This is a genomic window from Telluria sp. ZB4P34 (genome assembly GCF_059686055.1).
Genome location: NZ_JCASIF010000002.1, coordinates 53,022 through 75,690 on the forward strand (window position 1 = coordinate 53,022; position 22,669 = coordinate 75,690).

Sequence of the window (22,669 nt, forward strand, 5' to 3'; positions counted from 1 at the left end):
GGTTCCCGTTCCGTTTACCGTTGCCGGCCGGTGCGAACGAGACAATTCTACCTTGAACTTAAGCAATATAGATGTCCCGAAGGAAAAAGTGTCTCTACTTAGCACATAGTTGACAATTTGACTAGACACGTCGACGCCCGCGGCGTGTCGCCGCCCGACCGTCAGCACGCCCAAGCTCGCTTCTCCCCAAGCCTAAGTGAGCCCGGCGCACCGCCCGGCTGACTTCCTCCTTCACCAAAGCGCCGCCTCCGCTATTTCCCCCCATGCAGGGCAGCCTTGCCCAGATCCCAGATCGGCATGAAGATGCCGAGCGCCAGCACCAGCACCATCACACCGAGGAAAGTGATCAGGATCGGTTCGATCTGGGCCGACAAGGTCTTGAGTTCATAGTCGACCTCGCGCTCGTACATCTGTGCGATCTCGTCCATCAGGTCGTCGAGCGAGCCGGATTCCTCGCCGACGGCGATCATCTGCAGCACGATCGGGGTAAACACATTGGCCGCGACCGAGGTGCGCAGGATGCTCTCGCCCCGCTCGACGCCGTCGCGCATGCCCTCGATGCGCGAACTGAGGTAGGCGTTGTCGGCGGTTTGCGACACCACCGTCAGGGCCTGCACGATCGGCACCCCGCTGCGGGTCGACAGCGAGAAGCTGCGCGCGAAACGCGCCATGGTCGCCTTGTGGATGATCTTGCCCGCAATCGGGATGCGCAGCTTGTGCTGGTCCCAGGCGAGGCGCCCCTTGGTCGTGGCGACCCAGGTGCGAAAGGCGAACACGCCGCCCGCGACCATGGCCAGCATCGCAGGCCAGTAGGCCACCGTGAAGTTCGAGCTGGCCAGCAGGATGCGCGTCATCAGGGGCAGTTCGGCGCCAAAGGACTTGAAGACCGAGGCGAACTGCGGAATCACGAACACGTTCACGATCACCATGGCGATCGCCATCGCGGCCACCACGAAGGTCGGGTAGCGCATCGCAGTCTTGACCCGCCCGCGCATGTCGCGGTCGAATTCGAGGTGGTCGAACAGGCGCAGGAACACCTCTTCCAGCCGGCCGGTCATCTCCCCGACCCGCACCATCGACAGGTAGAAGTTGTCGAACACCTTCGGATGGCGCGCCATCGCATTCGACAGCTCGCGCCCCGAGTCGAGCGCCTCGCGCAGTTCCTTGATCACCTTGGCGAAGGACTTGTTGATGGCCGATTCCTGCAGTCCGGCCAGCCCGCGCATGATCGGCACGCCCGACTTGAGCAGCGTGTAGATCTGGCGGCTGAACAGCTGCACGTCCATCGACGTGACCTTCTGCTCGGTCAGGCGCGCCAGCAGGCTGCTTCCGCCCCCGGCCTTCGCATCCGGGCCCTTGCGGCTGGGCTGGATCTCGATGGGGGTGGCGCCGCTGCCGAACAGCTGGTCGGCAATCGCCCCGCTGTCGGTTCCTTCCAGGATGCCCTGCAGCAGTTCCCCGGTGGCGTTGCGCGCCTTGTACGCGAAATACGGCATCAGTCGTCGACCTGGTTACTGATGCGCATGGCTTCGACGATGGTCGTGCGCCCCTGCACGGCCAGGCTCACGCCATGGCGGCGCAGCGTGTGGCCGCCCATCTCGGCGTGCGCCACTTTCAGGAAGTGGGCCGGGTCCGGGTGGTTGGCGGCGTCGATCACGGCGCGCGTCATTTCCAGCAGCTCGTACACCCCGGTGCGGCCGCGGTAACCGGTGCCATTGCAGTGCGAACAACCCTTCCCGTGGAAGAACGGGGTCGTCGCGGCGCGCTCACCGAGTTCCGCGCGCAGCCAGTTGATCTCGGCCGGCACCGGCTGGTAGGGCGTGGTGCAGCTTTCGCAGATCACGCGCACCAGGCGCTGGGCCAGTACGGCCTGCAGCGAGCCGCCCACCATGTAGCGCGGCACGCCCATGTCCATCAGGCGCAGTGGGGTCGAGGCGGCGTCGTTGGTGTGCAGCGTGGACAGCACCAGGTGGCCGGTCATGGCGGCGCGCAGGCCGATCTGGGCGGTTTCCTGGTCGCGCATCTCGCCGACCAGCACGATGTCCGGGTCCTGGCGCAGGGCGGAGCGCAGCACGCGCGCGAAGGACAGGTCGATCTTGTCGTTCACCTGCACCTGGTTAACGCCCTTGAGGCGGTATTCGACCGGGTCTTCGACCGTGATCAGCTTCTTCTCCACCGAGTTCAGCTCGGATAGCGCGCTGTACAGTGTCGTGGTCTTGCCGCTGCCGGTGGGGCCTGTCACCAGCACCAGGCCGTTCGGGCGCTGCACCAGCGCGCGGAAGCGCTCCACGATGTGGGACGGCATGCCGATCGCGTCCAGGCGCAGCGTGGTGCCGCCCTGGTTCAGCAGACGCATGACCACCGACTCGCCGTACTGGGTCGGCATGGTCGAGATACGCACGTCGATGCGCTGGTTGCGCACCTTGACCGCGAAGCGGCCGTCCTGCGGCAGGCGCTTTTCCGAGATGTCGAGGTCGGCCATGAGCTTGAGGCGCAGGGCCAGCGGCGTGGCCACCTTCAGGTCGGCCTCGGTCTGCAGGTGCAGCACGCCATCGATGCGGAAGCGGATCTGCAGGCGGCCTTCCTGCGGCTCGATGTGGATGTCCGAGGCGCGCACCTGGGCCGCGTCGTCGAACACCGACTGCAGCAGCTTGACGATCGGCGCTTCTTCCAGGCCGGGATTGGCGGCCAGCGCGCCGAAGTCGATCGAGGTGTCGCCCAGGTCCTGCTCGACCTCGCGCGCGAAGTCGGTGATCTGGTCGGTACGGCGGTAGATGCGGTCGATCGCGCCCAGCACCTCGGTCTCGTTGACGACAGCAAGTTCGACCGTCTTCTTGAGCAGGCGCGCGATCTCGTCGTAGGCGAACAGGTCGGTGGGGTCGGACACGCCCACCAGCAGGGTCTCGCGGCGGTCTTCCAGCACCAGCGCACGGAAGCGCCGCGCCGCCGTCTCCGGCAGCAGGCGCACCAGCTCGGCGTTGATGTTGTAGAACTTGAGGTTGATGTAGGGGATGTTCAGCTGGCGCGCGAGTGCGCCCGAGATCTGCTCTTCGGTAACAAAGCCGCTTTCGACGAAGACCCGACCCAGCTTGCGCCCGGTGCGCTTCTGGTCGGCCAGCGCCTGGTTGAGCTGGTCTTCCGACAGCAGCTTCTGCTGGATCAGCACCTCGCCAAGACGAATTTTTTCCGGCCTTGCCATGACTTCCCTTGTGGTTATATGTTGCAACGAATATTTTATGCCAGAACCACCGGGAATTGACGATTGGAATTAAATGCCGGTAGGCAAAGTGACCTCATGTGTGGCCATTCGGCCTCGCGAGGCCGGCGTCACGGTGTAAGATGGACAAGCAATTGCCGGTTTTGACAAGGAGCTCCATGAACGACACCAGCGCCCGGCGCCGCCGCGTCTACCTGATGCGCCACGGCAGCGTCACCTACTTCGACAAGGCCGGACGTCCCTTCCTCCCCGAAAGCGTGGCCCTGAATCCGGACGGCCAGGCGCAGGCCGACGCCGCCGGCCGCGCGTTTCGCGTGGCCGGCGTACGCTTCGACCGGGTCATCACCTCGGGCCTGCCGCGCACCGTGGAGACGGCGCGCCGGGTGCTGGCGGCATGCGGCTCGGATGGCGCAGTCACGCCTGCGCCCGAGATATGGCCCGAACTGCACGAGATCCGCGGCGGCCGCCTGTCCGCCATCCCGACTGCCGAACTGCGGCGCGCCTTCACCGGAGCCTTCCAAGGCCTGGTGGACGAAGAGCAGCGCTTCCTGGGTGGCGAATCGGTGGGCGAGATGATGGACCGGGTCCACCCGGCCATTGAACGCCTGCGCGCCATGCGCGACTGGGACACCGTGCTGCTGGTGCTGCACGGCGGCGTGAATTGCGCGATCCTGTCGCTTGCCCTTACCGGACAGCGCCTGTTCCTGGGCGGACTGGCACAGGCGGCGGGCTGCATCAACGCCCTCGACGTGGGCGACGATCCGGCCGACTGGGTGGTCCGCTTCGTCAACCATGTCCCGTCCGGCCCGCTGCAGCCGGATGCCCGCAGCACCACGATGGAACAGCTGTTCGAGCAGTACCGCAAAGGACGCTAGCCGGTTTCGCCGGCACGAAAATAGCACGGACGTGCAATTTTGGCCGGGATCGGGCTAGAATGAAGGACAAGGCACAACAACGGAGACGCGATGTACGAAGAGATGATGGGCACCCGGGAGGTGTCCGAACGCCAGCGGTTCGACGTCGACGCCCTTGGCGCCTGGCTCGCCGCCCATGTCGACGGCTACCCGGGCGGGCCGCTGCAGGTGGAGCAGTTCAAGGGCGGCCAGTCCAACCCTACTTTCCGCATCACGGCCGCTGGCGGCCAGCGCTACGTGCTGCGCACCAAGCCCGGGCCGGCGGCCAAGCTGCTGCCTTCAGCCCATGCGATCGACCGCGAGTTCCGCGTCATGGGGGCGCTGCACGGCGCCGGCTTCCCGGCGCCGCGCCAGTACGCGTTGTGCCTGGACGAGTCGATCATCGGGCGCGCCTTCTACGTAATGGAGTGCGTCGAGGGCCGCGTGTTGTGGGACCAGTCGCTGCCCGGCATGACGCCCTCCGAACGCGACGCCATCTACGACGAGCAGAACCGCGTGATCGCGCTGCTGCATACGATCGACTACACGGCCCTCGGACTGGGCGACTACGGCAAGCCTGGCAATTACTTCGCGCGCCAGATCGAGCGCTGGACCAGGCAGTACCAGGCCTCCGCTACCTCCCCGATCGAGGCCATGGACCGCCTGATCGAGTGGCTGCCGCAGCATATCCCGCCGGGTGACGACACCGGCATCGTGCATGGCGACTACCGCCTGGACAACATGATCTTTCATCCGACGGAACCACGCATCCTCGCGGTACTCGACTGGGAACTGTCCACGCTCGGCCACCCGCTCGCGGACTTCTCCTACCACTGCATGAGCTGGCACATCCCACCCGGGCGCTTCCGCGGCATCGCCGGCCTCGACCTGCCGGCGCTCGGCATCCCCTCGCTGGACGACTACGTGGCGCGCTACTGCGAGCGCACCGGCAAGACGCTGCGCCCGGAAGACTTCGACTTTTATCTCGCCTACAACATGTTCCGGCTGGCCGGGATCATGCAGGGGATCATGAAGCGCTACGTGGACGGTACCGCTTCCAGCGCCCAGGCCCTGGAAAACGGCAAGGCGGCGCGGCCGATGGCCGAGATGGCCTGGCAATTCGCTTCGCGCACGCGCTGAACGCCGATCGACCATATTACAAGGACACGCAATGGATTTCGCCTACTCGGAGCGCTGCAAGGACCTGCAGGCGCGCCTGCTCGCCTTCATGGACCAGCACATCTATCCCAACGAACGCGCTTTTGGCGAGGAGATCGCCGCCAACGCGCGCGACAAGGGCACCCGCTGGCTGCCGCTCGCACTGATCGAAGCGCTCAAGCCGCTGGCGCGCGACGCCGGCCTGTGGAACCTGTTCCTGCCCAAATCAAGCCGGGCGCCCGAGGGCCTGTCCAACCTCGACTATGCCCCCCTGTGCGAGATCATGGGCCGCGTCCCCTGGGCGCCGGAGGTGTTCAACTGTTCGGCGCCGGACACCGGCAACATGGAAACCCTCGAGCGCTATGCGTCGGAGGACATCAAGCGCCAGTGGCTGGAACCACTGCTGCGCGGCGAGATCCGGTCGGCGTTCGCCATGACCGAACCCGATGTCGCTTCGTCGGACGCCACCAACATTGCCACCCGCATCGAGCGAATTGGGGACGACTACCTGATCAACGGCCACAAGTGGTGGATTTCCGGCGCGGGCGACCCGCGCTGCAAGCTGTTCATCGTGATGGGCAAGACCGATCCAAGCGCGGCGCGCCACCAGCAGCAGTCGATGATCGTGGTTCCCGCCGATACGCCGGGCATCACGATCGTGCGTCCGCTGCCGGTGTTCGGCTACGACGATGCGCCGCATGGTCACTGCGAGATCCTGTTCGAGAACGTGCGGGTGCCGCTTGCGAACATGCTGCTGGGCGAGGGGCGCGGCTTCGAGATCGCCCAGGGCCGCCTTGGCCCGGGCCGGATCCACCACTGCATGCGCGCCATCGGCGTGGCGGAGCGCGCGCTCGAGCTGATGTGCCGGCGCCTCGACAGCCGCGTGGCATTCGGGCGCAGGATTTCGGAACAGGGCGTGTGGCGCGAACGCATCGCGGAAAGCCGCATCCGCATCGACACCGCGCGCCTCCTGACCCTCAAGACCGCCTACATGATGGACACGGTGGGCAACAAGGGGGCCCAGGCCGAGATCGCGATGATCAAGGTGCTGGCGCCGAACGTGGCCCAGGACGTGCTGGACTGGGCGATCCAGGCGCACGGCGCGGCCGGGGTGTCGGAGGAGTTCCCGCTGGCTTACCAGTGGGCGGCGAACCGGAGCTTGCGGCTGGCCGACGGGCCGGACGAGGTGCACCGGAACGCGATTGCCAAGCTGGAACTCGGGAAGTACGCTTCGTAGGGGGGGCCGGGGCGCGTAGCCGGCTCCACCCGGGGCGCTGCTTGACACGCGGCTTGTGTGCCGCCCGCGCGTTCAACTCCCCTTCGAGCAGGCGGAAAGGCTATTCAAATTGCCCTTGAACGCGCGGTCGGCAGCGCCGGCCACCCTACGTTCAAGCGTACGCCCGCACCAGGAACTCTGCCACGCACACCGGCTTGGCGCCCTCCCCCTGCGGCTCGATCGTCACCCCCCAGGTCAATTGCATCCCACCCTCGATCGCCTCGAGCGCCGCCAGCTTCCAGCGCCCGCGCACCCGGCTCCCGGCGCGGAGCGGCGCCGGGAAGCGCACCCGGTTCAGGCCATAGTTCAGCCCCATGCGCATGCCGTCGATGACGAGCGCACTTTCCAGCATGGCCGGCAGCAGCGACAGGGTCAGGAAGCCATGCGCCACCGGCGCACCAAAAGGCGACTCGCGTGCGCAGCGGACCGGGTCGACGTGGATCCACTGGCGGTCCTCGGTGGCCTCGGCGAAGGCGTCGATGCGCCCCTGGCCGACGGCGAACCAGTCCGACACGGCGACTTCACTCCCGACCAGCTCGGCCAGGCCGGCAAACGCGATCGACCTAGGCATCCGGCGCTCCCGCGGGCCGGCGTCCGAACATGCCCATGCCCTCGATGGTGCAGACTTCCTCGCCGTGCTGGTTGCTCGCGGTCCACTTCGACCAGACCACGCCGCGGTCCGGCTTCGAAGCGGAGGCCTTGACCGCGGTGGTGAGGTAGCGCACCCGCAGGGTGTCGCCGGCGCGCACGGGGCGCAGCCAGCGCACGCCCTCCAGGCCGGGTGAACCCATGCTCGCGGCCGAACCCATCATGCCGTCCACCACCATCCGCATCATCATGCTGCAGGTGTGCCAGCCGCTGGCGATCACGCCGCCATAGATCGACCCGGCCGCCGCATCGCGGTCGACGTGGAAGGGCTGGGGGTCGTACTGGCGGGCGAAGGCGATGATCTCTTCCTCGCTCACGCGACGCTCGCCCAGGTCGATCTCCTGGCCCGGATGGAAATCTTCGAAATACCATTGCGGTTTCATCTTCCCTCCCGTGCGCGCGCCGTCAGGCAGCCTGCTGGAAGCCCGGCTGCGCGATGAAGCGCGTCAGGTGGTGGTCGCGGTCGCCCAGGGTCAGCTCGATCGTCGACAGGCGCTTGAAGTAGTGCGCGGCCGCCAGTTCGTCGGTGACGCCCATGCCCCCGTGCAGCTGCACCGCCTGTTGCCCGATGAAGCGCGCCGCCTGGCCGACCCGGTACTTGGCGGCCGATACCACGCGGCGGCGCTGCGCAGCATCCGCGCCGTCCAGGGTCACCGCGGCCAGCAGCGCCATCGAGCGCGCCTGCTCCAGGTGGATAACCACGTCCGCCATGCGGTGCTGCAGCGCCTGGAACTTGCCGATCGGGACGCCGAACTGCTGGCGCGTCTTCAGGTAGTCGAGGGTGGTATCGAACAGGGCTTCCATCGCACCGAGCGCTTCCGCGCACAACAGGCCGGCGCCATAGTCGCCCGCTGACTCGAGGATCTCCCAGGCGTCGCCGGGCTGCCCGATCACCGCATCGGCCGGCAACAGGACACCGTCCAGGCGCAGGTCGGCCGCGCGCAGGCCGTCCAGGGTCCGGTATCCCGTCAACTGCACGCCGGGCGCATCGAGCGGCACCGCGAACAGGCAGATGCCCGCCTGGTCGCGCTGGCCGCCGCCGCTGCGCGCCGACACCACCAGCACGCCTGCGTGCTGGCCGTGCACCACGGCCGTCTTCTCGCCCGTCAGGCGCCAGCCCCCGCCAACCTGCTGCGCACGGGTGGCGATGTCAGCCAGTTCATGGCGCGACTGGCGTTCGCCCAGTGCGCAGGCCAGCTTCAGCTCGCCGGCCGCCACCCGCTCCAGCAGCGCGCCGTGCGCGCCGCCGAGCTTGAGGAACTGCGTACCGAGGACGGTGGCGAAGTACGGCTCCACCACCAGGCCTCGGCCCAGTTCGCGCATCACCACGAACAGGTCGACCGCGCCGCCGTCGAAGCCGCCCTGCTCCTCCGGCACCGGCAGCGCGGTCATGCCCAGCTCGGCCAGCGTCGCCCACGCCGCATCAAGCGTGCCTTGCCCGGAGCGGATGATGGCGCCGCGCTGCTCGAAGCTATAGTCGCGTGCGATCCAGCGCTTGAGCGCGTCGGCGAACTGGCGCTGCTCTTCCTTCAGATCGAAATTCATCGGGTTTCTCCTTACAGGCCCAGGATCATCTGGGAGATGATGTTGCGCTGGATTTCGTTCGAACCGCCGTAGATCGAGGTCTTGCGGTAGTTGAAGTAATAGGACGCGAGCGGCGCGGCATCGTCGTCGCCGGCGATGCTGTGCTCGTTCTCGCCATCCAGGTAGGCCGGATCGAAGGGCAGCGCCAGCGGGCCGGCCGCTTCCAGCATCAGCTCCGTCAGCGCCTGCTGGATGTCGGTGCCGCGCACCTTCAGCACCGAGGCCTCGGGGCCAGGCGCCTTGCTGGCCTTGGCCAGCACGCGCAGCACGGTCATCTCGAGCGCCATCAGCTCGATCTCCAGGTCGGCCACCTTGGCGGCGAACAGCGGGTCTTCCAGCAGCGGGCGGCCGTTCTTCTGCTCGCGGCGCGCCAGCCGCTTCAGGAATGCCAGCTCGCGCTTGCTGCGCCCGACCGCCGCGATGCCGGTGCGTTCGTGGCCCAGCAGGTACTTGGCGTAGGTCCAGCCGCGGTTCTCCTCGCCCACCAGGTTGGCGGCCGGGACGCGGACATTGTCGAAGAAGACTTCGTTCACTTCATGGTCTTCATCGAGCATGATGATCGGACGCACCGTGACGCCCGGCGCGTGCATGTCGATCAGCAGGAAGGAAATGCCCTCCTGCTTGCGCACGAACGGGTCGGTGCGCACCAGGCAGAAGATCATGTCGGCGTGCTGGGCCAGCGTGGTCCAGGTCTTCTGGCCGTTGACGATGTAGTGCTCGCCCTGCGCATCCACGCCGCGCACGGCCGTGGTCTTGAGCGAGGCGAGGTCGGAGCCGGCGCCAGGCTCGGAATAGCCCTGGCACCACCAGTCTTCGCAGGACAGGATGCGCGGCAGGAAATAGTCCTTCTGCTGCTGGCTGCCGAAGGCCATGATGACGGGAGCGACCATGTCGATACCGAAGGGCATGACGCGCGGGGTGCCCGCTCGCGCGCACTCATCTTCGAAGATGTGGCGCTGCACCGGTGTCCAGCCGGGGCCGCCGAATTCCAACGGCCAGCCAGGCGCCACCCATCCCTGCCGGGCCAGAATCTTGTGCCAGCGGACGTAGTCGTCCTTGCTCAAGCGCAGGTGCTTGAGCACTTTGGCCTGGATGTCTTTCGGCAGATGGGAATCGAGGAAGGCGCGGACCTGGTCGCGAAAGGCCAGGTCCTCGTCCGAGTAGTGCAGGTCCATGTCGTCTCCTTGTTGGCGCCGCCTTAAAAAGCACGGTCGTTCACAAGGATTGTACCCGACAGGGTTGGCGACGCGTTAATAATTTGCGTCGACGCAGGGTGGCTGCCCACCCTCCGCAGGAGGAATCAGCGGGTGCGGCGACGCAGGGCGCCGGCGCCTGCCAGGCCGAGCAGCATCAGTGCGATGCTCGACGGTTCCGGAACGTCACCGGCTTCCGCTTCCTGGTTCAGGTCCAGGTCCAGGCGGATGTCGCCCTGTACCGGAGGCAGGACCACGCCTACCGGGGTGTCGATCACCAGGCTGCCGCCGGCGCCGACGCCACCGCCAATCGCGCCGCCCGCGCCGCCACCGATGCCGCCGCCGACGCTGCCGCCGACCGAACCACCGATGCCGCCGCCGACCGAGCCGCCGCTGCTGCCGCCGCTCGAGCCGCCGCCGCTGCCGCCACCGGTCGAGCCGCCGCCCGACGAACCGCCGCCGTACGAGCCGCCACCCGAGCCGCCCGACGAGCCGCCGCCGAACGAACCGCCACCCGAGCCACCCGAGCCGCCCGACGAGCCGCCCCCGGACGATCCGCCACCGACCTTGCCGCCACCGACCGTGCCGCCAGCCGAGCCGCTGCCGCCGATCGCGCCGCTGCCGCCCTTGCCGCCGCCCGAACCGAGGAAGCCGCCGCCGATGGCAACATTCGACGCGTTGCCGCCACCGGACAGGCCAGGCGCCTTGCTCACGCCGTCGGAGATGATGGCGCCGTCAGCGGAACCGACCACCGACTTGCCCGGCCCCAGGGTTGCCGCCAGGATGCCGTGGCCCGACGCCAGCAGGTAGCTCGCTTCGATTCCGCGCTGGAAGAACAATTTGGTCTGGCCATCGACCTGCCCCACCGTCCCCGCAACTTTGCCGTACAACACATCGGCCAGTTTCGCGTCGGAGCCAGTGCCGGTGGTATATGCCACGCCACCGATCAGGTTCAGGTTGCCCTGCAGGACGCCAGAACCGAGCACGTCGGTTCCATTGCCGGTAGTCCAGCCGGACACGATGCTCGACGACGGAGCGCCTTGGGCAGGGATCGTGTCGGCTTGTGCAGCACCTGCGCTGGCGAGCAGCGCAGCGATAACGAGGCGGCGAATTGCCATGATGATAACTCCTTAGGTGATATTAAATTGTTGTTCTTACAACCGTGAGTTATCCTATCACAAGTAGAAAAAAGACAATTTTTCAGCCGAACTCAACAGTGTGCGTGGCGTTGTGAACGCAATCCGTCGGCAGGGCATATGACTGCATGGAAAATTGAATTGAACAAAAGAAAATAAATATTAGCCATGGAATGGCAATTATGATAATTTTCATGGCGCTGTCAGCGTTATCTATTGATGACCCGCATCGCTACGCGCAGCAATTGCTCCACGGTACTCACCCGGTTGCCGTCTAGCGCGCGGCGCCAGCCCAGGTAGTTGGGCAGGTAGCACGACGCGACGCCGTGAAACCGGCTCAGCCATTGCCGGAAACGCTGGTGGTAGCTGTTCACGTTCTGCACGTGGATGGCGCCGACAGCGCCCCGGCGCACCCTGCAGGGCCGCGAGCGTCTTGAGGCGCTGGGTGACATTCAGCGCAGGGAGTTTGGCAAACCACTTCGTGAACTGAGGCGATCGCATGTTCGTTTCCAGTCTGTCGTGACCGGTGTTCGACAGCGATTTAGCTCAGCAGTTCCTCTCTCATCCATACATAAAGTTGACAGCGCCAAAGAAAATGGCCGGATCCTGCTTTCGCAAGATCCGGCCATGTTGCCGGTCGGCGCGCCGTTGCCGGCGCTGGACGGTCAGTTGCCGTTGGTGCGTGGCGTCGCCATGTAAGGCATGGCGCGTGACGCCATGCGCGTGTCGGTACGCAGCATGCCCACTTCGTCGGCCAGGATATTGGCGGCTTCCTGCAGCAGGATGTCCTTGGCGTCCTTGGCCGCCTTCTCGGCCGCCAGTTCCGCCTGCAGGTCGCGTTCGTCGAACTGCAGGCCGTCATCCTGGCGCGGCGAACCGCGCACTGCCGTCACAGCCTTGGCCGGCTTGGTCGGCTCCGGCACCTTGCCGCGCGCTTCCTTGCCTGCCGGGCTCGCGGCCGGCTCGTCGCTGCTGGTGCCGCCGGCGCCGGCCAGGCGGGCTTCGCGCAGCTTGGCGCGGGCATCCTGGGCGTCGCGTTCCTTGCGACGCACCGCTTCGTTCAGCGAGATCGCATTTTCCTTGCGCAGCTTGAAGACCTCGGCGATGTCTTCCTGCAGGAACTGGAATTCCTTGTCCTTGGCGATGCGGGCCTCGTGGCGCTTTTGCAGCGGACCGATCAGCTCCTTGAGGTCGCCCGCGGCGGCGTAGCTGGCCGGCTTGATGGCCACCCAGGGCAGCGCATTGTCGTAGGATGCCTCGCCGAAATTCTCGAGGTCCGACAGCACCGGCAGCTTGATATCCGGGGTCACGCCGCGCAGCTGGGTGGTGCCGCCGTTGATGCGGAAGAACTGGGCGATGGTCATCTTCAGCTCGCCGTAGCGCACCTTCTCGGCCGGCGAGAAGCGGTCCAGGTCGATCAAGGTCTGGACGGTGCCCTTGCCGAAGCTCGGTTCGCCGATCACGAGCCCGCGGCCGTAATCCTGGACGGCCGCGGCGAAGATCTCGGAGGCCGAAGCGGAACCGCGGTTGATCAGGACGCCCATCGGGCCGTCCCAGGCGAGGCCCGGCTGCAGGTCGGACTCGACCTCGATGCGGCCTTGCGCGTCGCGCTGCTGCACCACCGGCCCCTTGTCGATGAACAGGCCGGTGAGCTCGATCGCTTCGGTCAGCGAGCCGCCGCCGTTGTTGCGCAGGTCGATCAGGACGTTGTCCACCTTCTCTTTCTTGAGCTCGCCCAGGATGCGGGCCACGTCGCGGGTGGCGCTGCGGTACTCCTTGTCGCCGCGGCGGCGCGCCTCGAAGTCGAGGTAGAAGGTCGGCAGCGAGATCACGCCCACACGGCGCTTGACGGCACCATCCTTGACTTCGATGATCGATTTCTTGGCGGCCTGCTCTTCCATGCTGATCTTCTTGCGCACGATGGTCACGGTGACGTGCTTGCCGTCCAGACCGGCGTCGCCCGGCAGCACGTCGAGGCGCACGGTGGTGCCCTTCTCGCCGCGCACCAGCTGCACGACGTCGTCGATGCGCCAGCCCAGCACGTCCGTGAACGGCTTGTCACCCTGCGCCACGCCGACGATCCGGTCGCCCACCTTCAGCTTGCCGGACAGCGCCGCCGGGCCGCCCGGCACGATCTCGCGGATCACCGTGTAGTCTTCGCGCGACTGCAGCACGGCGCCGATGCCTTCCAGCGACAGGCGCATGGCAATGTCGAAGTTGTCGGCCGAGCGCGGGCCCAGGTAGTTGGTGTGCGGCTCGATCGAGGTGGCGTACGCGTTCATGAACATCTGGAACACGTCTTCATTGTTCAGCTTGCGGATGCGCGCGATGTAGTTCTCGTAGCGCTTGTCGAGCGTGTCGCGAATGGCCTTTTCTTCCTTGCCGGCCAGCTTCAGGCGCAGCCAGTCGTTCTTGACGCGCTTGCGCCACAGCTCGCGGATCTCGTCGTCGTTCCTGGCCCAGGGCGACTTCTCGCGGTCGAGCTCGAGCGATTCGTCGAGCGCGAAGTCGGGGCGGGTCTTGAGCAGCTGGCGCGCGTAGTTCATGCGCTCGGTGAAGCGCTGCTGGTACAGGTTGTAGATGGCGAAAGGAACCGTCAGGTTCTCGTTGTTGATCGCATCGTCCATTTTCGTGCGCATCGAGGCGAAGCCGTCGACATCGGCCTGGACGAAATACAGCTTTTCGCTGTCCAGCGTATCGAAGTAGTTGTCGAAGATCTTCTGCGACATCGCGTCGTCGAGCGGCACCGCCTTGTAGTGATAGCGGCCGAGCACGCGCGAGGCCCACAGCGCCGCCTGGGTCTGCTCGGCAAGCGGCTTGAGCTGCAGGTTGGCGGCCGCCGAATGACCGGCGGCCATGGCGCCCGTCTTGGCGGGCGCGACGGCAGCGACCTTTTCCGGCTGCGCAGTCACCACGTGGGCGGACATCGCAAAGGCCATTGCGGCCATGAACAGGTGGTGCTTCTTCATTCGTCGTCTCTCCGAATCGGAAAAAAACTGGTGCCTGGGCCCAACCGGGAATGCCTGGAAACAAGCAAGCCGGTCAATACTCCCTTTGTGGGCCATTCTACAGGAAGCGGAACCGGGAAAGAGCCGGCATCACCTCATTTGCGCCCGACAATTAAGGCTCCCGTAAGCCATCCGTTCACCATTTGACAAGCTGGAGTAATTCGGCGCGGTATATCGTTACCAAACCGGCAAGGGACAGCAAGGGAATCCAGGGCCAGGAACGCGCGGCCAGGCGCCAGTCGACCGGCGACGGCCAGAACGACAGGAATTGCGGCGCCAGCAACAGGGTCAGCGCCAGGTCGACCGCTTCGAACACCAGGCCGTGCCGCGTTCGCCACCAGGCCACGGCGAAGGGCAGCACCAGGATCAGGAGCGGGGCCAGCGCCGCCGGGGCCGCGTTATACCAGCGCAGGTTAGCAAAGGTAACGGAACCGAGCTCCCAGTTGTGGCCCTTCCCTGCCTTCTTGATGCGCTTTGGAATCACGCTCAGGCCGATGGGCTCGGCATTGGTGAGCAGCCCCACCGAGAAGTGGGCCAGCTCGTGGCACAGGGTGCCGGCTGCGGTGAACAGGAAGAAGAAGGGATGCGCGCCCGAGCCGATCCACAGCAGCAGCGCCAGCGCGCCCGACGGCAGCAGGTACAGGAGGATCTCGCTCATGTGCGCTTAACGGCCGGACCGGCATCCATGCCCGGCATCCCGGTTGCCGCTCAGTGGGAGTAGAAACAGCGGCCGCAGGCCTGGCGGTAGCTCTCGTTGCCGCCGATGCTCACCTGCTCGCCCTTGCGGATGCGGCGCCCTTCGGCGTCGACCCGGATGTTCATGGTCGCCTTCTTGCCGCAGGTGCAGATGTTCTTGATTTCCTCGATGTCGTCGGCCAGCGCCAGCAGGTAGGCCGATCCGGGGAAGGGTTCGCCCCTGAAATCGCTGCGCAGCCCGTAGCAGATGACGGGAACCCCGCGCACCTGGGCCACCTGGTGCAGCTGCTGCACCTGCAAGGTCGTGAGGAACTGGGCTTCATCCACCAGGATGCACGCCACCGGGGGGGCGTTGGCCAGGAAATCGGTCTTGCTGTCGAACAGGTCGACCTGGCGCTGCGGCCCCAGGCGCGAAGTGATCACGCCGATGCCATAGCGATTGTCGATCGCCGCCGTATACAGCTGTACCCGCTGGCCCTGCTCCTCATAGTTGTGCGCCACCTGCAACAGGGAGGTCGATTTGCCGGCGTTCATCGCCGAATACCTGAAATAGAGTTTTGCCACGGCCTGTCCCGAACTGCGAATATACGAATGTGCGAACGTGCGGATGTCGATATGGTGAATTGCAGGATTATAACAAGTGCTCCCGGGACAACACCAGTGTCCGGAGGCCTCAGGCGCCGTGCGGATGGGCCGGATTGCCGGCTACGCGGGCCCCGGGCGGCACGTCGTGCGTGACCACGCTGCCGGCGCCGACCACGGCATCGTCGCCGATGCGTATTCCCGGCAGGATGATGGCGCCCCCGCCGATCCAGACATTGCTGCCAATTGCGACCGGCCGACCGGATTCCAGTCCGCTGCGGCGCTCGGCCGGGTCGAGCGGATGCTCGGCGGTATAGATCTGCACCGCGGGGCCGATGCGGGTGTCGTCGCCGATCGAGACCCCTGCAACATCGAGGATGGTGCAGTTGAAGTTGATGAACACGCGGCTGCCGAGCCGGATATTCCAGCCGTAGTCGCAGTGGAAGGGAGGACGCACGATGCTGCCCTCGCCCAGCGCCGCCAGGCGCTCGGCCAGCAGGGTGCGCCATACCGCCACCGGCTGCCCGAGCGCGGCGTTGTAGCGCGCGAGCCAGGCGCAAGTGGCGGCCTGCTCGGCCACCAGCTCGGGATCGCCCGCGTGGTAGGGCTCGCCTGCGAGCATCTTGTGCCGTTCGCTCATGCGCATATCGGGTTCTCCGGAGGGTGGTCGGCGCTGCCGACCGCGCGTTCACATCATGGTCATGCTACCTGACCGGCAATTCTTGCGTTGGCTGGACGCGCGGTCGGCGAAGCGTAGTCCAGTCCACCGGACTGGACTACTCCTACAAACCCGGGTGGTACTTGCGCTCCAGGTGCTTCTCGATGTCTTCCTTGTAGAACAGCACGTCCTTGAATTCGCCGCGGCTGTACATCCCGGCCTGGTCCGCGAAATGTTTCGAGGCCGGATTATTGCTGTTGCCCCCTGCAAGGATACTCTTGGCCCGCACGCGTGGGCCGAACTCCACCACGGCGACGAAGCTGTTGCCGCGGTCGCCGTAGATGCGCTTGGTTTTCTGCCTGGCCACCATGCCGAACGAGGCCAGCGAACCCCAGTTGGCCGAGGCGAAGCCCACCGGCCAGCTGGGCTTGCTGTCGTCGTATTGCTGGTCGATGTCGCCGCTGATGCGCTGGAAGCGGTTGATCTCGCCCCACGGCGTCTGCCAGCTGCCGAAGTCCGCGGTGAGCTTGTCGGACGCGCGCTGCAGCGAGGCCAGGCGTTCGTCCGGGCTCAGGCTGGCGGTGATGAAATCGACGGTCGGCGTGCCCTGGGCGCGGGCGCGCGGCGCGTGTTGGGCCACCATGTCCTGCCCCCAGTAGATCGCCAGCGAGGTCGGCTTCGAATCCACGCCGTAGCGCAGGTCCCAGCCGCGCAGGCTCGCCACCTGCGCCGCCAGGGCCGCCTTGCGTGGATCCCCCGCCGGGAGCGCATCGTAATCCTTCAACAATTGCGGCACCAGCGGCTCGAAGGCGGTCAGGTGGCTGTCGTAGGCGGCCGCGATCAGGCTGTCGAGGGTGAAGCCCTTGGCATCCTTCAGCACGCGCTCGGCGTGGCGCCCGCGCGCGTTTTCCGGCAGCGACCACATGTAGTCAGGGTAGTCCTGGCGCTTCGGGCTGCTTGCGCCCGAGGCGCTGAAGGGCCAGTTGTTGGTGTTCGAGATATAGCCGCTGGCCGGGTTGAACAGCGTGATCGTTTCCTTGATCGCATGCAGGCCCTGCCATTCGGTGGCGGGGTCGCTGCCGTCCACCGGCTTGCTCCAGTCGAAGCGCCGGTCGCGTTTCGGGATGAAGTTGCCGTGGAAGTAGGCGATGTTCCCCTTCGCATCAGCGTACACCGTGTTATTCGAGGAATTGGTGCGCAGTTCCATTGCCTTGTAGAAGGAGGCGTAGTCGCGCGCCTTGGTGCGGGTATAGGACTGGGTCAGGGCCTTGAGCGGCTCGTCCATCATCCTGACCGATACCCATTTGCCGTTCGCCTCGCGCACCACCGGGCCGTGATGGGTAAACCAGGCTGTGACCGTGCGGCTGGCCATCGCGCCCGACGGCGTCCTGTACGGCAGCGTGACCGGCGCCGCGCGCAGCGCACGCTCTTCCTTGCCGTATTTGTAGAAGAACTTGCCGTTCCTTTCGACCACGGTCTCGAGGTACTCGTCGATGACGTCGCCGCCGCCCGAGGTGTGCATCCAGCCGGTCTTGTCGTTGAAGCCCTGGTAGATGAAGAACTGGCCCCATGTCACGGCGCCGTAGGCGTTCAGGCCCTCTTCGCTGACCATGTGCACTTCCGGACGGAAGTAGAACGAGGTATGCGGGTTAATCAAGAGCAGTGCATTGCCGGTGCTGGACAGCTTGGGGGCGATGGCGAAGCCGTTCGAGCCGCGCGGTTCGCTGTCCAGACGCTTGTCCAGCGCCGCCACCTTGGTTCCCGCATTGACCGCGGTCGCCTGTGGAGGCGTGCTGTAGAAGCGCTCCAGCTCCTTCAGGTCGATCGATTCGATGTCGCCGCCGATGCTGCCCTCGCTGAAGCTCAGCGCCATCCAGGGCTCGAAACGGGTGATCAGCTTCGGCTTGACTTCCGGGTGCGTATGCAGGTAGTAGTTCAGGCCATCGGCAAAGGCGTTCATCAGGCTCTTCAGCCAGGCCGGGCTGGCCGCATACTTGGCCTGCATGTCGGCGGGCGTGATGTACATCTTCATGCGCAGGTCGCGCCAGATTTCCTTCTCGCCCTCGACCTCGGCCAGGCGGCCCATGGCATTGATGTAGTTGAGCTCGACGCGGTTGAAGTCGTCCTCGGCCTGGGCGTACAGCAGGCCGAATACGGCATCGGCATCGGTCTTGCCGAACACGTGCGGGATGCCCCACTTGTCGCGCATGATGGTCACCCGCGCCGCCGTCTTCTTCCAGCGCGCCAGCTCGCCCGCACTCGGCGCCTGGCTGGCGGCCGCTGTTGCAAGCGATGCCGCGGCCGGCGCGGCCGTGGCTGGGAGGGCGGCGCCCAGGGCGCCGGCCAGGACGGCCGGCAACAGGATGCGGGTGGTCATGCGTGTCTCCTTTTATCGTTCTATTGTGCAGCGCCGGCGTGCACCAGGCGTTGCTTGAGCACTTCGTTTTCGGTGAGCAGGGTCGCGACGCGGTCCTTCAGCGAGGCGATCTCGGCGCGCGCGGCGGCCAGCTCGTCGGCCGGATCGCCTGGGGCCGTTTCCTTCTTCGGCCGGGTCGCCATCTTCTGCTCGCGCACCTGGCGCGCGGCTTGCTGCAACTCCTTGCGCCCGCCGGCCACGGCGGCTTTCTGCTGTTCTTCCGGCAGCTGGGCCACGTTGGCGGCCGCGTTGATCGAGATGGCGCCGGTGCGCACGGCCTCGCGCAGTTCAGGCGTCGCCGCCTTCTGGATGCGTTCGATCTGGCTGATGGTATTGGCCGACACGCGCGCAGCCTTGGCCACCTCTTCCCGCGTATTCCACGGGGGCGGCGGGCGCGAGTCCATGTCGTCCGCTTCCGGCCTGGGCGGCTCCTCGGCCAGCTTCTCGGCCATGCGGGCCGTGACGATTTCCTTCTTCTTGAGCGCCAGCACGCCGCGCTGGAAGTCCGACACGCTGCGGCGCGCCAGGTGGTTGTCGATCATCCAGAGCATCACGTCGTCGATCGACGCGAAGTTATTGTTGTGTACCGTGCGGAACGGGATGCCGTGCTTCTGGCAGATCTCGTAACGGTTGTGCCCGTCGATCAGGGTGTCGCGCCACAAGACCAGCGCGTCGCGGCAGCCCTCGGCCAGCAGGCTGCGCTCCAGCGCGGCGTATTCGATGTCGGTCAGCGGGTCGACGAAGGCACGCAGTTCGTCATTGATAGTGATGTTCAATTCTTGTCCTCTTGCTGCGGCGGCAACCAGTAAACCGCCGTCCGGCATGCTACACCATACGGACGTGAGGGCCAATGGATGAGACAAAAACCGGTCACAAGACCTCGCAAAGATGTTGCCGACAAGGCAAGGCAAGGCAAGGCTGAAGCCAGGGAAAGCGCGCGTAGCGGCTTGAAAGAAGAGAGTGTGGTGCGGGCAGCCGGAATCGAACCGGCACGCCTTACGGCGGCAGATTTTAAGTCTGATGCGTCTACCAATTTCGCCATGCCCGCGCCGGCGGGATTGTACTACGTGCAGCAGCCACAGTGTTAGTGGTTGAGCTACTTGTAGGCGACTCGGCCTTGCGGCCCATGGGTGGACGCCTGTTAGGCTGCGGGGGCAGCCGGGAGCAAAAAAACGCCGCTGTCCCTTCAAAGACAGCGGCCAAATACTCAGTCAACACTGAGCTGGAGACACTCGGAGAGTGGTGGAACTATCCACCAGAGAACGTAACCCAGATAGGTCCGCACTGCGGGTCTGCAAGCGCCGGATTTTCCCGCGGGTTTGTCAGCGTGATCGGACAAGCATGCAGCAATGTTGAAAGCTGCTCAGTACAATGATTCGTAGGCCACCGCAAGGCAGACCAGTCCCACGAAAAACAGCAGGCCCCACACAAAGATGCGCATCGAGCTCGCCAGCTCGGCGACGGCGCGGTTGGCCTTGCCATCGAGCTTGCCTTTGCGGCGTGCCGAATTGAGCAGCAAGGAAACAAAGACGAACAGCGACGCCAGGATCAGGACGATTTTCATTGGAACGGCCTGCCCTGCGTCAGGTCCGTGCGAGGACAAGCGCCAGCGCCACCAGCGCCAGGATCGACGACACGCCGGTTGCCACGCTCAGCCACAGCATGCGGTCGCGCGCCGCGTCCATCTTGGCGATCAGCTGGGCATTCTGGTCGGCCATATTGGCGATGATCTCGGAAGCCTGCAGCATCTGGGTGCGCAGCTCCGCCAGCGTCATCTCGTTTCTTTCCACGCGCATCACGAGCGTGCCGAAATAATCTTCCTGCGGCTCATCGTGCATCATCGGCTCCGGAGCCATGCCGGCGCCGCCGCCGGACTTGCGCGCCACCGTGTCCCATAGCCTGCGCGCACCGGTTGCCACCTGTGGCGCAGCATTGATCACTTCGCTCCACGGGACGGTCTTGAGGACACTCCACCAGCCAGTTGCCATAACCTCGTTCTCCTATCGGTCGATTCAGCCGCGAGCATACCACCGTGGGCGCGCCGGGCACGAACTCATCTGCTCCTAGCGTGCCGCACCCTCCCTGCCGCTGCGCTACCATGGAAGCATGTGTGGACGATTTGACCAGAGCCAGACGGCTCGCTACTACGCCAGCGTATTCGGCTGGACGGACGCGGTGTACGACAGCGAGTCGACGCCTGCCTGGAACGTGTCGCCCGGCAGCTACCGCCCCGTGATGCACCTGCAGGACGGCGAGCGCCGCATCGACGACGTGTTCTGGAGCTATCGCGCGCGCTGGGCCGAAGGCAAGGTGCCGATCATGGTCAACGCGCGCATGGACAAGCTCACCAACCGCTACTGGAAGCCCTTGCTCAAGAACGGCCGCGCCATCGTCCCGGCCGAAGGCTGGTACGAATGGACCGGCGAAAAAGGCAAGAAGCAGCCCTGGCACATCCATCGCAAGGACCGCGCGCCCCTGTTCCTGCTGGCGCTGGCGAATTTCGGCAACTTCACGGAGAACCGGGCCGAGGCCGGTTTCGTACTGGTCACCGATGCGGCCGACGAGGGCATGCTCGACATCCACGACCGCCGCCCGGTGGTGCTGGAAGCCGCCGATGCCGAACTCTGGCTGAATCCGGCACTGTCGCCCGAGGAGGCGCTCGACATTGCGCGCCGCGCCGCCCTGCCCTCCGACGCCTTCGAATGGTACAAGGTGAGCACGGCCGTAAACCGCGCCGGCGCCCAGGATCCGCACATGGCGCTTCCTCTCGCCGAGTGATTTTTTACCAAACGTAAAAAACCCCGCACGCCTGGGCGGTCGGGTTTCGCCGGATGCAAGCCGGTCGGCAGGTCAGTGCTGGTAGGCGCCCAGGTCGAAACCGGTGCTCGCGTTACGCGCGCGGCCGTCGATGTCGGTCGAGGGCGCATGGGTCGCGATGCCGCGGCCGATGACCGGTGAGCTGGCGCTCGGCTTGAAGTCCGGGGTCGCGGCGGTACGCGAGTACGACGTGAACAGCGGGTTCGAGCTGATCGTGTTGGTATGGGTCAGACCATTGCGCAGCTGGAAGTTGTACTTCGGGTTCTGGAACACCAGGTTGTTCTTGTAGGTGTTGCCGGTACCGGTCTTGCCCTGCTCCGAAATGCCGTACTGGTTGTCGAACACGATGTTGTTGTGCACGTGGACGTTGTTCGCGCCCGCGCTGGTGAAGTAGTAGTCGCCGCCGCCGACGATGATGCCGAACACGGACGAAGACACCGTGTTGTTGACGATCTTGAGGTCGGTCGCGTCGTGCCACAGGTGGATCGCCGCCGAGCCCACGCGGTACACCACGTTGTTCATGATGGTGCCCGAGGTCGAGTGGTAGATGCCCTGCACGTAGGTGCAGCCGGCCGGGCCGATGTCGTGCACGACGTTGCCGATCACGTCGCCCTTGACGCCCTTGAAATAGCTGTCCACGCCGATCGCCGAGCCGCCGGCGCTGTTGCACGGAATGGTGGTCGCCATGTGGTGCACGCGGTTGGCCTGGATCACGTTGTACGAGCCCCCGGTGTAGATGCCGAGGGTCCACTTGGTGCCCGAGCCGATCTTGCTGCCGTCCACGTCGAAGCCGATGATGCTCACATAGTGGCCGCGGTTGTCCCAGGCGGTCTTGTTGGTCGAGCTGCTAGGGGGAACGATCCTGGCGCCCCACTTGGTGGTCGAGACCCAGTAGATGCGGCTCGCTGCCGTGCCGTTGGCGGTGGTCTTGATGCCGCCGGCGTAGGTGCCCGGGGCCACCCACACCGTGGTGCCCGCCTTGGTCACGGCCTTGGCGGCGCGCGCCAGGGTCTTGAACGGCGCGGCCTCGGTACCGGCGGCGGTGTCCGAGCCTGTCGGCGACACATAATAGTTATACGGCGTGGCCGGGGTCGCGGCGGCAGCGCTGCCGGCGGCGCCCATCAGGGCTGCGGCGCCCGCGCAGAGGGCAAGGGTGTGGCGGAGGTTCGAAGCGAAAGCGAAAGTCTTGGTCATTTTGTGTTTTCCTGGGCGCCCGACTGGGCGGGCTCGGAACAGCGGGCAAAAGGAGCCCCGGTGCACCGGGGAATCCGGTACAGCCGGCCACCTATGAAAGAGCGGTGGCGTCGTCCTGGTTGCTTAATCAGGCACACACATCTGTGCGCCTCTGGATGCACGAGCGGCCTTCACCGCCCGTACGGGATGGAAC

The 22,669-nt window shown here is 65.8% G+C and carries 20 protein-coding genes, 1 tRNA gene and 1 pseudogene; 4 read left to right on the forward strand and 18 right to left on the reverse strand.

The genetic code is table 11. The features are described from left to right. Positions 1 to 251: 251 nt before the first annotated feature. Positions 252 to 1,496: a type II secretion system F family protein gene (locus AC56KL_RS04715; RefSeq protein ID WP_497179006.1), complete on the reverse strand. Its 1,245-nt coding sequence runs from the start codon at positions 1,494 to 1,496 to the stop codon at positions 252 to 254. Beyond that, the gene (locus AC56KL_RS04720; RefSeq protein WP_497179007.1) at positions 1,496 to 3,199 is read right to left on the reverse strand and encodes a GspE/PulE family protein; all 1,704 of its coding nucleotides are present in this window, start codon (positions 3,197 to 3,199) and stop codon (positions 1,496 to 1,498) included. The genes AC56KL_RS04715 and AC56KL_RS04720 overlap by 1 nt, the downstream gene beginning before the upstream one ends. 176 nt (positions 3,200 to 3,375) lie before the next feature. Between AC56KL_RS04720 and AC56KL_RS04725 the strand changes: the two genes are divergently transcribed. The 3 genes from AC56KL_RS04725 (at position 3,376) to AC56KL_RS04735 (ending at position 6,505) form a co-directional block, all read left to right on the forward strand. After that, positions 3,376 to 4,092, forward strand: coding sequence for a histidine phosphatase family protein (locus AC56KL_RS04725; protein WP_497179008.1), 717 nt, complete (start codon positions 3,376 to 3,378; stop codon positions 4,090 to 4,092). Positions 4,093 to 4,182: 90 nt separating this feature from the next. After that, positions 4,183 to 5,250, forward strand: a complete 1,068-nt coding sequence (locus tag AC56KL_RS04730; protein WP_497179009.1) for a phosphotransferase — start codon at positions 4,183 to 4,185, stop codon at positions 5,248 to 5,250. Between the two features lie 31 nt (positions 5,251 to 5,281). Then, on the forward strand, positions 5,282 to 6,505 hold the full coding sequence (locus AC56KL_RS04735; protein ID WP_497179010.1) for an acyl-CoA dehydrogenase family protein: 1,224 nt from the start codon (positions 5,282 to 5,284) through the stop codon (positions 6,503 to 6,505). Between the two features lie 151 nt (positions 6,506 to 6,656). Here AC56KL_RS04735 and AC56KL_RS04740 read toward each other — a convergent pair whose 3' ends face one another. The 15 genes and pseudogenes from AC56KL_RS04740 to AC56KL_RS04810 all read right to left on the reverse strand — a co-directional run bounded on the left by AC56KL_RS04740 (position 6,657) and on the right by AC56KL_RS04810 (position 20,453). Further along, positions 6,657 to 7,115 carry a MaoC family dehydratase gene (locus AC56KL_RS04740; protein ID WP_497179011.1) on the reverse strand — a complete coding sequence of 153 codons (459 nt, stop codon included), beginning with the start codon at positions 7,113 to 7,115 and terminating at the stop codon, positions 6,657 to 6,659. Further along, positions 7,108 to 7,575: a MaoC family dehydratase gene (locus AC56KL_RS04745; protein ID WP_497179012.1), complete on the reverse strand. Its 468-nt coding sequence runs from the start codon at positions 7,573 to 7,575 to the stop codon at positions 7,108 to 7,110. The genes AC56KL_RS04740 and AC56KL_RS04745 overlap by 8 nt, the downstream gene beginning before the upstream one ends. Before the next feature lie 22 nt (positions 7,576 to 7,597). Beyond that, entirely contained in the window at positions 7,598 to 8,737 is a 1,140-nt protein-coding gene (locus AC56KL_RS04750; protein ID WP_497179013.1) for an acyl-CoA dehydrogenase family protein, read from the reverse strand. Positions 8,738 to 8,748: 11 nt separating this feature from the next. Further along, positions 8,749 to 9,951 (reverse strand): acyl-CoA dehydrogenase family protein, encoded by a 1,203-nt coding sequence (locus AC56KL_RS04755; protein WP_497179014.1) that lies wholly within the window; start codon positions 9,949 to 9,951, stop codon positions 8,749 to 8,751. 125 nt (positions 9,952 to 10,076) lie between these two features. Beyond that, positions 10,077 to 11,087: a PEP-CTERM sorting domain-containing protein gene (locus tag AC56KL_RS04760; RefSeq protein WP_497179015.1), complete on the reverse strand. Its 1,011-nt coding sequence runs from the start codon at positions 11,085 to 11,087 to the stop codon at positions 10,077 to 10,079. 227 nt (positions 11,088 to 11,314) lie between these two features. Continuing rightward, positions 11,315 to 11,500, reverse strand: a pseudogene (locus tag AC56KL_RS04765) (IS1595 family transposase); the annotation flags it as partial. 270 nt (positions 11,501 to 11,770) lie between these two features. Further along, a complete protein-coding gene (locus AC56KL_RS04770; protein WP_497179016.1) occupies positions 11,771 to 14,074 on the reverse strand; it encodes a carboxy terminal-processing peptidase in 2,304 nt (767 codons plus the stop codon). Between the two features lie 175 nt (positions 14,075 to 14,249). Continuing rightward, positions 14,250 to 14,771 (reverse strand): hypothetical protein, encoded by a 522-nt coding sequence (locus tag AC56KL_RS04775; RefSeq protein ID WP_497179017.1) that lies wholly within the window; start codon positions 14,769 to 14,771, stop codon positions 14,250 to 14,252. A 50-nt stretch (positions 14,772 to 14,821) separates the two neighbouring features. Then, positions 14,822 to 15,373 (reverse strand): thymidine kinase, encoded by a 552-nt coding sequence (locus AC56KL_RS04780; protein ID WP_497179018.1) that lies wholly within the window; start codon positions 15,371 to 15,373, stop codon positions 14,822 to 14,824. A gap of 109 nt (positions 15,374 to 15,482) precedes the next feature. Next, positions 15,483 to 16,031, reverse strand: a complete 549-nt coding sequence (locus tag AC56KL_RS04785; protein ID WP_497179019.1) for a sugar O-acetyltransferase — start codon at positions 16,029 to 16,031, stop codon at positions 15,483 to 15,485. A gap of 142 nt (positions 16,032 to 16,173) precedes the next feature. Then, positions 16,174 to 18,426, reverse strand: a complete 2,253-nt coding sequence (locus tag AC56KL_RS04790) for a penicillin acylase family protein (protein ID WP_497179020.1) — start codon at positions 18,424 to 18,426, stop codon at positions 16,174 to 16,176. Positions 18,427 to 18,446: 20 nt separating this feature from the next. After that, positions 18,447 to 19,241, reverse strand: coding sequence for a hypothetical protein (locus AC56KL_RS04795; RefSeq protein ID WP_497179021.1), 795 nt, complete (start codon positions 19,239 to 19,241; stop codon positions 18,447 to 18,449). Positions 19,242 to 19,428: 187 nt separating this feature from the next. Then, a tRNA-Leu gene (locus AC56KL_RS04800) sits at positions 19,429 to 19,513 on the reverse strand. 315 nt (positions 19,514 to 19,828) lie between these two features. Further along, complete coding sequence (locus tag AC56KL_RS04805; RefSeq protein ID WP_497179022.1) at positions 19,829 to 20,029, reverse strand: hypothetical protein; 201 nt, start codon at positions 20,027 to 20,029, stop codon at positions 19,829 to 19,831. A 19-nt stretch (positions 20,030 to 20,048) separates the two neighbouring features. Beyond that, positions 20,049 to 20,453 (reverse strand): hypothetical protein, encoded by a 405-nt coding sequence (locus AC56KL_RS04810; RefSeq protein WP_497179023.1) that lies wholly within the window; start codon positions 20,451 to 20,453, stop codon positions 20,049 to 20,051. A gap of 118 nt (positions 20,454 to 20,571) precedes the next feature. On the opposite strand from AC56KL_RS04810, the gene AC56KL_RS04815 reads away from it, so the two are divergent. Continuing rightward, positions 20,572 to 21,243 (forward strand): SOS response-associated peptidase, encoded by a 672-nt coding sequence (locus tag AC56KL_RS04815; protein ID WP_497179024.1) that lies wholly within the window; start codon positions 20,572 to 20,574, stop codon positions 21,241 to 21,243. 72 nt (positions 21,244 to 21,315) lie between these two features. Here the strand turns inward: AC56KL_RS04815 and AC56KL_RS04820 are convergent, their stop codons facing one another. Beyond that, the gene (locus AC56KL_RS04820; RefSeq protein ID WP_497179025.1) at positions 21,316 to 22,476 is read right to left on the reverse strand and encodes a right-handed parallel beta-helix repeat-containing protein; all 1,161 of its coding nucleotides are present in this window, start codon (positions 22,474 to 22,476) and stop codon (positions 21,316 to 21,318) included. Positions 22,477 to 22,669 lie beyond the last annotated feature (193 nt).

Coding starts and splice junctions, on each gene's coding strand:
- AC56KL_RS04805 (WP_497179022.1), bottom strand. CDS start 20,029: ATGAAAATCGTCCTGATCCTGGCGTCGCTGTTCGTCTTTGTTTCCTTG.
- AC56KL_RS04740 (WP_497179011.1), bottom strand. CDS start 7,115: ATGCCTAGGTCGATCGCGTTTGCCGGCCTGGCCGAGCTGGTCGGGAGT.
- AC56KL_RS04720 (WP_497179007.1), bottom strand. CDS start 3,199: ATGGCAAGGCCGGAAAAAATTCGTCTTGGCGAGGTGCTGATCCAGCAG.
- AC56KL_RS04755 (WP_497179014.1), bottom strand. CDS start 9,951: ATGGACCTGCACTACTCGGACGAGGACCTGGCCTTTCGCGACCAGGTC.
- AC56KL_RS04730 (WP_497179009.1), top strand. CDS start 4,183: ATGTACGAAGAGATGATGGGCACCCGGGAGGTGTCCGAACGCCAGCGG.
- AC56KL_RS04820 (WP_497179025.1), bottom strand. CDS start 22,476: ATGACCAAGACTTTCGCTTTCGCTTCGAACCTCCGCCACACCCTTGCC.
- AC56KL_RS04785 (WP_497179019.1), bottom strand. CDS start 16,031: ATGAGCGAACGGCACAAGATGCTCGCAGGCGAGCCCTACCACGCGGGC.
- AC56KL_RS04810 (WP_497179023.1), bottom strand. CDS start 20,453: ATGGCAACTGGCTGGTGGAGTGTCCTCAAGACCGTCCCGTGGAGCGAA.
- AC56KL_RS04790 (WP_497179020.1), bottom strand. CDS start 18,426: ATGACCACCCGCATCCTGTTGCCGGCCGTCCTGGCCGGCGCCCTGGGC.
- AC56KL_RS04815 (WP_497179024.1), top strand. CDS start 20,572: ATGTGTGGACGATTTGACCAGAGCCAGACGGCTCGCTACTACGCCAGC.
- AC56KL_RS04775 (WP_497179017.1), bottom strand. CDS start 14,771: ATGAGCGAGATCCTCCTGTACCTGCTGCCGTCGGGCGCGCTGGCGCTG.
- AC56KL_RS04715 (WP_497179006.1), bottom strand. CDS start 1,496: ATGCCGTATTTCGCGTACAAGGCGCGCAACGCCACCGGGGAACTGCTG.
- AC56KL_RS04735 (WP_497179010.1), top strand. CDS start 5,282: ATGGATTTCGCCTACTCGGAGCGCTGCAAGGACCTGCAGGCGCGCCTG.
- AC56KL_RS04745 (WP_497179012.1), bottom strand. CDS start 7,575: ATGAAACCGCAATGGTATTTCGAAGATTTCCATCCGGGCCAGGAGATC.
- AC56KL_RS04725 (WP_497179008.1), top strand. CDS start 3,376: ATGAACGACACCAGCGCCCGGCGCCGCCGCGTCTACCTGATGCGCCAC.
- AC56KL_RS04750 (WP_497179013.1), bottom strand. CDS start 8,737: ATGAATTTCGATCTGAAGGAAGAGCAGCGCCAGTTCGCCGACGCGCTC.
- AC56KL_RS04760 (WP_497179015.1), bottom strand. CDS start 11,087: ATGGCAATTCGCCGCCTCGTTATCGCTGCGCTGCTCGCCAGCGCAGGT.
- AC56KL_RS04770 (WP_497179016.1), bottom strand. CDS start 14,074: ATGAAGAAGCACCACCTGTTCATGGCCGCAATGGCCTTTGCGATGTCC.